This is a genomic window from Pseudovibrio axinellae (assembly GCF_900110875.1).
Classification (GTDB): Bacteria; Pseudomonadota; Alphaproteobacteria; order Rhizobiales; family Stappiaceae; genus Pseudovibrio; species Pseudovibrio axinellae.
Window position 1 is genome coordinate 1 of sequence record NZ_FOFM01000027.1, and the last position, 11,963, is coordinate 11,963.

At 48.3% G+C, this 11,963-nt stretch carries 8 protein-coding genes and 3 pseudogenes; 9 read left to right on the forward strand and 2 right to left on the reverse strand.

The annotated features are described in order from the left end of the window. Positions 1 to 275: pseudogene (locus BMZ51_RS24180) on the forward strand (IS5 family transposase); the annotation flags it as partial. 94 nt (positions 276 to 369) lie between these two features. Here BMZ51_RS24180 and BMZ51_RS22345 read toward each other — a convergent pair. After that, on the reverse strand, positions 370 to 915 hold the full coding sequence (locus BMZ51_RS22345) for a DUF2726 domain-containing protein (RefSeq protein WP_074882347.1): 546 nt from the start codon (positions 913 to 915) through the stop codon (positions 370 to 372). A 362-nt stretch (positions 916 to 1,277) separates the two neighbouring features. On the opposite strand from BMZ51_RS22345, the gene BMZ51_RS22350 reads away from it, so the two are divergent. The 4 genes and pseudogenes from BMZ51_RS22350 (at position 1,278) to BMZ51_RS22365 (ending at position 5,956) form a co-directional block, all read left to right on the forward strand. Continuing rightward, positions 1,278 to 2,627: an AAA family ATPase gene (locus tag BMZ51_RS22350; RefSeq protein ID WP_068009980.1), complete on the forward strand. Its 1,350-nt coding sequence runs from the start codon at positions 1,278 to 1,280 to the stop codon at positions 2,625 to 2,627. Further along, positions 2,624 to 3,652 (forward strand): plasmid partitioning protein RepB, encoded by a 1,029-nt coding sequence (gene repB, locus BMZ51_RS22355; protein WP_074882349.1) that lies wholly within the window; start codon positions 2,624 to 2,626, stop codon positions 3,650 to 3,652. Before BMZ51_RS22350 ends, repB begins: the two co-directional genes overlap by 4 nt. 207 nt (positions 3,653 to 3,859) lie before the next feature. Continuing rightward, the gene (repC, locus tag BMZ51_RS22360; RefSeq protein ID WP_068009975.1) at positions 3,860 to 5,110 is read left to right on the forward strand and encodes a plasmid replication protein RepC; all 1,251 of its coding nucleotides are present in this window, start codon (positions 3,860 to 3,862) and stop codon (positions 5,108 to 5,110) included. Positions 5,111 to 5,351: 241 nt separating this feature from the next. Beyond that, positions 5,352 to 5,956: pseudogene (locus tag BMZ51_RS22365) on the forward strand (IS6 family transposase). Between the two features lie 171 nt (positions 5,957 to 6,127). Here BMZ51_RS22365 and BMZ51_RS24825 read toward each other — a convergent pair. After that, positions 6,128 to 8,346, reverse strand: a pseudogene (locus BMZ51_RS24825) (DNA topoisomerase). Between the two features lie 1,725 nt (positions 8,347 to 10,071). Here BMZ51_RS24825 and BMZ51_RS22380 point away from each other — a divergent pair. The 4 genes from BMZ51_RS22380 to BMZ51_RS24405 form a co-directional block, all read left to right on the forward strand. Then, on the forward strand, positions 10,072 to 10,461 hold the full coding sequence (locus BMZ51_RS22380; RefSeq protein WP_139201460.1) for a hypothetical protein: 390 nt from the start codon (positions 10,072 to 10,074) through the stop codon (positions 10,459 to 10,461). 125 nt (positions 10,462 to 10,586) lie between these two features. Next, positions 10,587 to 11,042, forward strand: a complete 456-nt coding sequence (locus tag BMZ51_RS22385) for a hypothetical protein (protein WP_068009964.1) — start codon at positions 10,587 to 10,589, stop codon at positions 11,040 to 11,042. Between the two features lie 114 nt (positions 11,043 to 11,156). Then, positions 11,157 to 11,543: a helix-turn-helix domain-containing protein gene (locus BMZ51_RS22390; protein ID WP_068009961.1), complete on the forward strand. Its 387-nt coding sequence runs from the start codon at positions 11,157 to 11,159 to the stop codon at positions 11,541 to 11,543. 186 nt (positions 11,544 to 11,729) lie between these two features. After that, positions 11,730 to 11,963 (forward strand): hypothetical protein (locus BMZ51_RS24405; RefSeq protein ID WP_208979631.1); only part of this gene is annotated, 234 nt, incomplete at its 3' end.

Here is an 11,963-nt window from a genome sequence, read left to right on the forward strand (position 1 = left end):
CAGCTGTTTTAAGTCCTGAGGCTGACCGGAATCCGTCATCGCGAGATAAACATATTCTTGCGATCAAAGACAAAGGGCGCCTCGGCTGGCAAAAGCAAACAGGCTACAATCAGCGCTCGCGAATTGAAACCCAGATGGGACGCTGGAAACAGGTCATCGGCAACAAACTGAAGGCACGCACCTTTAACAATCAGAGGACCGAAACAAAGATTGGCGTTCGCATTCTCAACACAATAACCGAACTCGGCAGGCCCGCGTTCGAAGCAATCTCATGACCTGAATTGACGGGTTTGGGCGTGCTGTAAGCTATTCACGACCCCTGCAACAAGGCCGTGCTGACCCGTGCAATACGGCCCTGCCAAAGATGGATTAAAAATACTGGGCTAGATCTTGCTTAATGATGTTATCAGGAGTGCCGTAATTTACAGTCATCAAGTTGATGCCAGCTTTTCTCAGAGCTGCAGTTTTGACCTCATCGCGGGCCAATGCATTGTTTTGATAGTGCCCTGATCCGTGATATTCGATCACCAGAATAGGCTTCCCATATGCGTCGATGACTAGAAAGTCCACTCTCTTGCTATTGTAAGAGCTGAATGCACGTTTGTCTTGAGCCTTTGGTACCGCATTGAAGTCTGTTTTTATAAATGCTCCCATCCCAACTTCTGCCAACAATCTGTATGTGCGTTGATTTGAGGATATGTAATCTTCAATGCTTCGATAAACTGCGAAGGCTTCTTTGTTGATTGGTTTCGTTGCATTCAGGCTTGAAGTTTCGATAAACCTAAGCTGGTTCATCGGGTCGCTGATATCAAAAGCCTTCATACGTTGGCGCTTCGCTATAGCAGCTGCTTTCGTCCATAAGTACATTACAAAACTACCGGCAAAGATACCGGCGAAAAAATCAAAAGTTAGCACTTCGGCGACCTAGCAATAGTGATCAATCCCCTATTACTACAGCAAAAATTTTTAGTGGCATAGCAATGTGTAGTGCACTTAAGGTTGTATTTCGCTCTTTCGGCAGACGCCTCCCATAAGTGGACGGTATTGATGAAAAAACGTTCTGTATCCGATTCTGATTGATTCGGGAAAAACCCCAAAATTCGACAAACCACGACGCGAATGCAGTTTATAGATACCCTCACTTTCGCTTTTTTTGCTATTTGTACACTTTTTGAGATACCGTTAATGCAAATTAACCGTTTGTTTATTGATTTTCTATGATTGTGAGTGAATGTTAAGACACGGCAGCGTTGCCATTGCTATCTGGAAATTGATTTATGAAAACAGATATTGATCAGGAATCCAATATTTTGCAGCATATGCGTGCCGATCACGAGGCACTGCAGAGCGTCTTGGCAAGCATGTCGGAGGCTTATTTTCCTCCTGCTGCCATCAAGACATTGAAACGATTTTCGACGGTGCAAGCGGCCAGTTGGGTAGGTGTATCTCGTGCTCATTTCAACAAACATGCGGACGAACTAGGCCTCGCTCCAGAGCTTGTAGGCAAATCAAAGCAGCGTTTCTACACTCTCTCCGATATCAATGCAGTTCGTCAGCAGCTTGCCCAGAAGACGACAAGTATCGAAAAAGCTCGTATCTATGATCCTAGACGCAGGGATGATGAAGAGGTAGCAGTTCTCTCGTGCGTTAATTTCAAAGGTGGCTCGGCAAAGTCCACCACAGCAGTTCATTTTGCTCAGTATCTTGCGCTAAAGGGATATCGTGTTCTTCTTGCTGACCTTGATCCTCAAGGTTCAACCAGTGGAATGATGGGGATCATTCCAGAACGGGTAACGCACGATCAAAGCCTTTATGCAGCTATTCGTTATGATAACCCACTACCAATGTCAGAAGTTGCGCAAAAGACATATATCGAGAACTTGGATATTGTGCCAAGTGGACTGTGGGTAGCTGATTGGGAATTTGATGCGCCGCGCGTCACGACTTCGACCATGGACGAGGAGCGTGAACTTCGTCTACGCTTAGCTGAGCTTGAGAACAATTTGGCGACGGGTAATCTCCCTCGCGCCGAATATGAGCGCTTGTCCCAAGAGGTTGATGATCTGCGGGTTACGATGCGCGGTATGTCGCTTCAAAGATTGTATTTTTTGCGACTACAGGCTGCGCTGACTGATGTTCAAGATAACTATGATGTAGTGGTTTGTGATACAGCACCAAACCTTGGTTATCTTTCGAATGCTGCCATCGGAGCGTCTAACCACCTACTACTGACGATCCAGCCACAGATGCTTGATTGTGAGTCTATGGCTCAATATCTGATGACTTCCATTACACACCAAGAACAATACGAAGCAGCCGTGCGACGGGCCTTGGGGCCTGAGTACATTACTGACAAGACATTGCATTATCTGATTACTCGCTTCAACACAGCGAGTACGCCTCAAAACGATGTGACTAAGATTCTGCGTGGCTATCTGAAAAATGTGTTGGACCATTCTATGGTCAACACGACCGCAGTTGAGGAAGCCCGAACACGCCAGCTTACGCTTTATGAATCTGACAGAAGCCAGTTCAACCCAAAGACATACGACCGAGCAATCGAAAGTATGAACCAAGCGAATGCTGAAATTGAAAAAATTATCTTACGAGGATGGGGGAGACTATGACTACTAAGCGTAGCGAAGGTAGAAAATTGCTGAACTCCATCATTAGTGGAGACATGCCGAAGTCCGGTAGTGTTCATAATACGCCTGTTGTTCCTGCTGCGACAAAGGTCAGCCGAACAAGTCCATTGGGTTTGATGAGTGATGCGCTCTCCGAGGTTGGAAGGTCAAAGACCTCGATCAGCCATGACCAGGTTCAAAGTATAGATCCACACAACTGTATTCCTTCGCTCGTCGAAGATCGGCTCCAGCTAGATCATGATGAGGATTTTGAGCAACTGAAAGGCTCAATCAGACAGGATGGACAGCAAGTACCTGTATTGGTTCGGCCAATGCTAGGCGAGCCGGATAAATACCAGATTGCCTTCGGTCATCGGCGCTGGAAAGCGTGTCTTGAACTTGATGTGATGCTGAAGGCTGTTGTCCAGGATTTGTCCGATGAGCAATTGGTTGTTGCGCAGGGGCAGGAGAACCACGAGAGAAAGAACCTCTCGTTCATCGAAACGGCCTTGTTTGCGGCAAAGCTCAGTAAAGATTATCCCTCAAGCGTCGTCATCCGTGCGATTGGCGCTAAGTCTAAAGGCGCGCTTAGCAACTATCTCAAAGTTCCGCGGCTGATTCCGGATGATATTATAAAGGCGATTGGTCCAGCTCCTAAGGTAGGCCGACCTTCATGGATGAAACTGGGTGAGATAATTGATACTGCCCCTACTCATGCCGGTAAGCTTGCGAAGCTACTTAATCCAATTAAAGTCTCAGCGAAGTGGCAAAACAGCACTAGTAGTGAGCGGTTCCAAATCGTATTGAAAGCTGCTGAGCACAACTTTGCTGAAAAAAAAGCATCTGCGAAGAAAGAGTTGTCTGCCCTACCCTCTTCGAGTGGGGATCTTGCCAAGTATAAAAACTCTGCAAAAGGAGCTTCTTTTCAATGGGAAGGAGACCGTGGACGAGAGTTTGGCGAGTATCTAGTCAATCAACTGCCAGATTTGGTCAAGAAGTTTGACGAGCTGCAGAAGGATAAAACATGACCTAGAAAAGAGAAAGGCCTGCACGAAGCAGGCCCTAATATAATTCAAAACGCAAGTAGCGCCTCAAAGTAATGTAGCAATTCCTTTGTAGAGCGTTTGAGCAGATTATTCAACCCCGCTTTTTTTAGTGAGGGACCGATGATCTGTGCCGTTTTGAGCTATCGTTAACATGCAATTATCTGCAGTATCCTGCGGAAATGGTATCCTATGCACGCTCAACAAATTGCTCCGTTTCGACGGGTTAACCCCGATATTCTAGCCTCGCAGGATCTTGCCCGGAAGGGACTTGAGGACGATGTTGAAAAATCACTTCTGGCAATGGCCCTCAAGAGGGCCGCACCTGTTTTGAAGATTACTGGTACGCCTTACCAGATCCTCGATATTCTGCTTGGCTTGGTGCGCAAAGAAGACCTGAAGGCCGGAGGCAAGCCGCTGGTTGCAATCTCTAACGAGAAGTTGGCGGAATATGCTGACCGCTCTGTACGCACGGTCAGCCGCTGCATTAAGAGGCTGGTAGAAGCTGGCGTGCTTTCTTATTCGGACAGTCCTAACGGCAGACGCTTCATTGTTCGCGACCGGTCCGGCGCGGTGGATTATGGTTATGGGCTCGATCTGACTCCGGCCTGCAGGCGTATTGATGAGCTGCGGAAGAAGGCCAACGAGTTTCAGGCGAAGCTCAAACAGGACAAACAAGCGCGGCGCTTTGTAATTGCCCGTGCCCGTGCTGTGAAGGATACGGCAAGCTTGTTGGGTGAGTTGGGGCACGAGATCCTTACCCGTTTGGAAGAGGTTTTAGCATTGCCACTAGACCCTATCACCCGTGCTGCAGCAGTTGATGAGATCTATCAGGAAGCTCTTGATAAACAGACTAATTTGGCATGCTTGGGTGACAAAAATGGCGTGGCTATATCTAATACAACACCATCACACATAAGATCTTCTGTAGAAGATAGGTGGCATGGCTCTTCCGAGCCATCCTTAAAATCATGCTCTGACAACGAAGCTTACAGCTCCGTTGAAGAAGCTTTTGAAAACAAGCATGCGGCCAGTACTGCCGATCCTCAAAAAAAAATGTGCGACCAGCAACGGGTTTTCCAGCCACAAGGCCCCCTGCCCACCTCGATGTTGGCCGGTGTCTCCATTGGCTTGCTTGAACAAGCCGCCGTTCAGGTTCGCGAGGTTCTGCAAAGTCCGATTGCCACGTGGCCTTCCCTGTTCGCGATAACGGAGGATCTGCGCCATCTCATTGGCTTGTCGGAGGCTGGTTGGAAGGCTGCGTGCGCGGCCCAGGGCCAGCACCTTGCAGCCGCCTGCCTGCTGGTGGTGGCAGAAAAAGCCATGCGTTATCCTGAAGCTATTTCACGTCCGGGCGGGTATTTCCGCGCGATGATCGACCGTGCGAATGGCGGAAAACTGAACCTGCAAAAATCTGTCTTCGGACTGATAAACATGGTTTGATCAAGTGAAAAATTGTAAGGCGTTGATTTTAATGCGTTTTATAGATCGAGTTCACAACTGTGAACTTTTCGGCATCTTATTTCAAGTAGTATCATCTACTTTTGACGTATCTTGCTATTTTTCTTTCCGGCCACAAGGCCCCTGCCCTCGGAAGCATAACAAGTGATGACCGCGCATCCGTCGCTCCCATATTGTTCCGTCACCAGAGACGCGAGAAATGGGAAAGGGGTAAGCATGGTACATGACTTCAGCTCTTATCAGCTACAAGCGCCACAGTTTCCCGCCAGAGATTATTGCACACGTGGTTTGGCTCTACCATCGCTTCTCTTTAAGCCTGCGCGAAGTTGAAGAGATGCTACTTGAACGCGGCATTATGGTCTCGTACGAAACGATCCGCCGATGGGGTCTCAAGTTCGGCCCTGATTATGTTGGCCGGCTACGTCGCAAAGCTTCGAGCAGCAATGATATCTGGCATCTGGATGAGGTTGTCGTCAGCATTCAAGGTAAGAAACACTATCTCTGTCGTGCCGTTGACCAAGATGGGTACGTGCTCGATGAAATCCTGCAAACCCGACGCAATACCAAGGCAGCAAAGCGATTACTGATGCGCCTTTTGAAACGACAAGGCAAGGCACCAAAACGGATCATTACCGATAAACTTGGTTCTTACAACGATGCCAAGCGCAAAGTATGCCAGAAGTGAAACATCGCTCCCACAAGGGCTTGAACAATCGGGCCGAAGACTCCCATGTTCCCCCTCAAGATCAACGCAGTGCAATCGACACCCACCTCCATCACATGAATGCTTGCCCCCAATGGAAAAGCGATGCCATGATTGATGCCTGAAGTGTGACCATAAGAGGCTCTCGCCGACATACTCTAGTTAACGTGTCAACGCATGAAATTGTGCAAGGAGATCCACCCTGTTGCCAATGCCCATCGTTGAGCATTAGCAACATAGTTTATGCAAACCAAACTTGAGATAAGGCCAATAGGCATTGAACCCTTTCAATACCGTCATTTTTTCTTCTTGAACATTTTATCAAGAATAGCCTTGGCATCTTTGGGCTTTACTCTATCCGGGTAGCCTTTGGGTTTCTTGATTTTGCCTTCATCCACGAACTTAGATACCCACTTCATTTGGCTTTCGCTGGCAACGTTATTTGCATCAATCCAGTTGCTCAGAGACCTTGCTGAGCTTTTGGCTTGATCAGGAAGAGCCTGTCCCAAGCGCTCAGCTATCGTCAGGGCCAATTTAAGCTGTGCTGGACTTGGAGCGGATGGCTCCCCTGCCCGCTCCTTCATTGGCCCCAGATAGGCCCGCAATGTGTCATAGCTTGCCAGATCTGCGCAGGTCAGACGCTTGCCTTCACGCGCCGCTTTGCCTTTAGCTGCTTTGACCATGGCTGGGCTCGGTTTGCGCTGAATGTCGAGATGTGCCCCCTGCCCGACCAAACTATCAATTGCTGATTTTGCTGAGCCGCAAATCTCATGGATGATCTCATCAGCACCGGCATTGCGCCGAACAATGTCATCAAGTCGTGCTTCCATTGTTGCTGTTGTTCCAGGATCAAGCAGAGACGGACAGCGATCCTGCAAAAACCGATAAAGCTGCATGGCCGTAGCGCTTGCAAAGAGCTTGCCCTTGGAAGTTGCGAGGAAACTTTGCTTCTTTAGTCCCTCAATAATCGTATCTCTGGTTGCCGGTGTACCAATCCCTTTGGCTTCTTTCAGGCGTGCCCGCTGAGCCTCATCATCAACAAACTTCCAAGCGTTTTGCATGGCCTCAATCAAAGATCCTTCAGAATAGCGAGCCGGAGCCTTTGTTTTCTTTGCCTCAAGAGCAACGGTTGAAACCTCTACGACTTCACCATCGCGTACTTGTGGCAACTCTGTTTCATTATCCAAAGAGGATTTTTCCTCTAGGAATTGTCCATAAACAGCACGCCATCCAGGAGTGATTGTTGAGCGCCCAGAAGTCTTGAACACGACAGACAGATGATTTACCGGCACATTGATAGCAATCTGCGTCTGGTGATATTCATAGTCTGGTCCAAGCGCTGCAAGGAAAGTCTTGGCTATGAAATCAAACAGCCTTCGCTCGTCAGCGTTCAGCCCTGCAATAATTTTTGAAAACTGATCGATCACAGCAGGATTGGGAATGATGGCATGATGAGATTCACCAGCTAACCCGGCATCTGAGAATACACCGCGTTTGCCTGTCCTGATTGTTGGGGCCAGCCAGTCCAGATCCTTGATATAGCCGCCGCCAACAAGAGCGACAAACACTGCACTTGCTCCCTCAACCATGTTCTCAGGAAGGTAACGCACTGCAGCGCGTGGGTAGGTTGTCAGCTTGTGAAGCTCGTAAAGAGCCTGTGCTACGTCCAGCCCCATTTTGCTGCTTGCTTTTGCAAGCTGGGAAGATCAACGGGTCTGCCTGGAGCCTGACGTCGGTTCTCCTGTGTGAGGCTGGCTGGGCCATGCCAACCGGTTGCTGCAGCAGCTATTGCTTCAGCCGTAGCCTTTTGAAAATAGCGCTCGCCGTCTGCCGGTCGGTGGTGAAGCTGGAACAGCCCATGTTCACCTTGAACATCTGCAGTCAGTTCAAAGTACTCTCGCGGCTTGAAGTCTGATAGCTCTTGTTCGCGTCGGCAGACAATTCCAAGTGTTGGCGTGCGAACCCGGCCAATGCCGATCACAGCACGCACGCCTGACGGCACTAACCTGGTTGTTGCGGTTCTGGTCAAACTGAGATTGAAAACCTGATCGGCCTGCGCACGGGCAACAGCTGCGTCATAGAGCGGGCGATACTCAGTGTTGGGCTTGGCACAGGCAAATGCTTGGCGAAGCGTCTTTTCATCTTCTGCCGTGAACATTGCCCGCAGCACATGGCCTTTGAAGCGAAAAAAATGCAGAAGGTTCTCACCAATCGCCTGACCTTCGCGGTCGCAGTCGGTCGCAATGATGACCTGATCGGCACCGCTTAAGGCCCACTTGATCTTATCAAGCCGCTCACCCTTACCGCTGGTTCTGTCCGCAACCAGCTCGTACCGGCCACTTTGGGGGCGGAGCAAGGCCGAGGACCAGGTTTTCCAGTCTGGATTAGCCTCATCAGGAGATTGAAGCCGCAGCAAATGTCCTTGTGCCGGCAGTACCTCTCCATATCGAGATCCAACGGCCTTTATCACATTGCGGGCTTGCGAGGGTTTTTCTGTAAGGACGATTGATTTCATGGTGCCCCATGCAACTAAAATGATTCATTTTGCGCGTGCTCGAAATAGGAGGTTTCTTGAATATCTTTAGAGCGGAGGAGGCACACCAATCTAAAATTCAATCACCGCGATTCTACTTGAACAGCCTGGAGCTGCAAGCACAATTCGACCAGGGCGGTCGCAGGCTCAACCTTTTGGCTCTGACTGTGAGACCGACACATGAGCCCCCAGATGTGCGGAGGGTTTCAGGTCTTTTCTTACCAGCCTTCTCAAGCAATTCTTGAACAAGAGGTTAAGGCGGTGGGCTGATACGGGGTGTGACTACGGGATCGGCACGCCGGCAACGCTGCGCTATGCCTTGTTGCTCACCCTTCGACCCACGCTTTGCCGCTGCGCGCTACTTAAAACACGCCTGCGGCCTGTTTTAACAGACTTGCAATTGGGCGCTACGCACCCGCTTTAAGAAAAGAACGGGAGTAGGGGCTGGCCTCATTGAACGATTAAATAAGCATTTATTGGGTTGATCCAAACCGCAAAATCTTTGCTGCTCGATGTGTTCAGTCGAGCTTAAAAAAAAGTTGGCGCAGCTTTTATCCATCTTTGATCTGGAGGTGAGGAGGCCTATCAAATAGCAAAGAAGGATCGCGGCAAAGCCTCTGAAAATTTAGGGCAGGGGTTATAACTTCAGATCTGAAATGAGGGTTCAAACAGAAAAAGCCCAGGTGAGCTGCAGGTGATGAAATGAGCAAGGCAAGTGAAAGATCAAGCGGAAGGGAAGAAGTTCAAAACAGATTTTTAAGCGGGTAGTAAAACTGAAAAGTTCTAAGCTTTGGAATTGGCTCAGGAGTTTACGGGCTGGCTGCTATGAGAGCTGCAGAACAATAACCAACAAGGATTTGAGCGCTGGTTGTAAGATGAATATCTGATGTATCTAACTGATAATAATGGTGAAATACATGAGGAGGAATATCTTGATTGCTTTGAAAATGAACAGATGGGCCAATCGTTTCTGAAGTTCGATCTGAAACTGGGTCTCGAAATTTTCCAGTTGTCTAGTGCGGGCTCAGGTGAGCTGATGTGACTTTCTCTTCGTTTGAAATAAGGTAGGTATATCAATCTGTTATTGCGTATCTCTGGAAACGTACATTTAGTGATGCTTGTGATGCTTAATAAGCTGATGAAGCTTGATGAGCGTTATTTTTCAAATCTGTATGCCGTGTTTCTGGAAGAGGGGCAGGACTTGATGGGTTGCAAGCTGGGCGGTCCCGAGGAGTAAGAAAGTTTGAATCTGAACTTTGACGAAATCTTGGGCCGAATTTTAGAACAAAAGAAGCAATAGGCCAGGGGCACGTCTGCTGTGCAGATCAGGCCTGTCCACGCGCCTTTGGCGCTTACCAAGCCAGACACCTCCACACTTAAGGTCTCATAATTTCCCCCTGCCGTCTCTTAGGAGCCAGCAAGGACAAAACTCAACCTAAAGCGCTCCACTGTCTGTCTCGGCCATGCGGGGACTGTCCCTCGTGCGAAGAAAGACGGAAAGCCGCTCAGCGGCTTCCTTTGTCTGCTGTTCTCTAAGTCTCCCTTCAGTCAACTCAAGGCAACCTGCAAGCAGGCATTCAATGAATGACCTTGACCAGACTGAACGGCTTCCCATGACGAGAAAAGTGAAACGGGCCTCAACGAGACCGAGTGAGCATCATGTTCTTTGCGGCCCACTCAAGTCTCTTGATCACAAGGGAGCATAACATGAATGCCAAAATCCTCACATTTCCAACAAAGCAGACAGCAATCAACCGCGCTGAAGTCATCTCACTTTCTGAGGTGCTGGAGGCCGCTTGGGATGCTTCATTGGAAGCCACGCTGGAGTTTGTTGAACAGAACGGCGATTATTTTGAGGAAGGCGGTGCCCATGTTGTGTTTGCTGATCTCAATGCCCCGTTTGTGCGTCTTCTAAAAGTCAAAGGGGTAGGGGAGGGCATGAGCACAGGAGAATGGAAAGTCTCATTGTTGTTGGGACTGCCTTACAAATCGCGATGTGCCTATGAAGCGGGTTGCAAGGCTTTTGTCGAAGAATTGAAGCTTCGCAAAATCTCAGCTCATGTTGTCTCGTTTGCTAAGGACGAAGAGCGTTTTTAAGTGGATTTATACCGCTTGAAAGCATCACAGCGCTTCAGCGTAAAGTTGTAATATTTCCAACATTTCCCATTTCCATGTCATAAATATTGCCACATTGAAAAACACATTATTGAGGGGAACACATTATGAGAAGCACTGATAATTCGACGAGCTGGTATTGTGAAGGTTGTAAAACCTTCCATTTAAATGACCACAAAAAGTGGACCGATGATATGGGCGATTTTTATTGTGCAAGGGCTTGGAAACGGCTCACTAAACCACAAAATAATACCTTTAGACAGCGGGTGAATTATGCTCGTGAAGCGTTTTTGTTAGGCGAAGATAGTCGCGCTTTTGATAAATGTTTTGAGATGTATGATGGAGCCTTTGTTGTGACAGCTCTTATGCGTTTATGCCAAACAGACACACTGCTAAATCAAGCTATTCAAAAACAGATGAGTAGGCCAGGGGTCATTGCATGGCAGAAAACCGCTGCAAGTCTTGCTCATATTCCAAGCACTAAACTTTCTCAAAAGGCAGCGGCACACCGAGTGTATCTTGAAAACAGGGCGCACGGATATGTGCAACCAAGCCTTCTCTAGCTTCAGTAAAACAGGTTGCAAATGTAGCAATATTCACAATATCTAATTGCAATATGTTGTAAATATTGCGACATTTATGATGAGAATTTTCTTCATGCTTAGATTGCGGTTACCATGAACCTAGACCCCAAATCTATTGACCGAACTGTAAGGGTCACGCGCTACAAGCTCGGCTACACACCGTCAGAAATGGCAGAAGTTCTTGATAATATAGCCCCAACTGTCAATACGCTGGCGGAACTTCGCACAGCCCTAGTCGCGTTTGAGAAAAATGCTCAGTTTAAACTGATGACCGCTGAGACAATCAGAGAAACACGGATATTATTTGGTTTCACAGCCGCACAGTTTGGACCGCTGTTAGGGTTTAAAACGAGTGCTACAATACGTTCTACAGTCTCAGCACTGGAAGGAGGGCGTATTGCTGTATCGGAGCCGGTCACTCGGTTAGCGCGTGCGTATATATCTGGTTATCGCCCCCCAGATTGGCCGCATAAATCTTAAGCGGGGCACCCTTCGCTCTGGGCGAAGCGTACACTTTTTTATGGGTGTTGCATGGTCACCTGTGGGACGAAAATAAGGTGTCCCTCTGAATGACGGAATATTCTGATCTTTTCATCTCAAAATTCAAATAAAGTTTCATTTTCACCGCGATAGAGCAGCAATGAAAATAGGCATTCGAAGCAGAAAATGAAAATAGAGTATCACCCAAAAGGCCAGAAGCGGTCACTTGAGCACTTCAAACTAAGGTTGAGACCGGTATTTCTGGACGCTTCTACAGTAGCCCATGTGAGCGATCTGGAATTACCCGACGTGACCATACCGGCCATTCGCACTAACTTAGAGCAGCCCCAACCAGAGCGAGACTTCAACTTAAGATCGATCTCACTCACCTTGTCTCTATGGGGCGGGAAGCGGAAGTTT

Excerpts from the sequence above, each read along its gene's own strand:
- BMZ51_RS22385 (WP_068009964.1), top strand. The coding sequence starts at position 10,587 with ATGAGAAGCACTGATAATTCGACGAGCTGGTATTGTGAAGGTTGTAAA.
- BMZ51_RS22390 (WP_068009961.1), top strand. The coding sequence starts at position 11,157 with ATGAACCTAGACCCCAAATCTATTGACCGAACTGTAAGGGTCACGCGC.
- repC (WP_068009975.1), top strand. The coding sequence starts at position 3,860 with ATGCACGCTCAACAAATTGCTCCGTTTCGACGGGTTAACCCCGATATT.
- BMZ51_RS22350 (WP_068009980.1), top strand. The coding sequence starts at position 1,278 with ATGAAAACAGATATTGATCAGGAATCCAATATTTTGCAGCATATGCGT.
- repB (WP_074882349.1), top strand. The coding sequence starts at position 2,624 with ATGACTACTAAGCGTAGCGAAGGTAGAAAATTGCTGAACTCCATCATT.
- BMZ51_RS22380 (WP_139201460.1), top strand. The coding sequence starts at position 10,072 with ATGAATGCCAAAATCCTCACATTTCCAACAAAGCAGACAGCAATCAAC.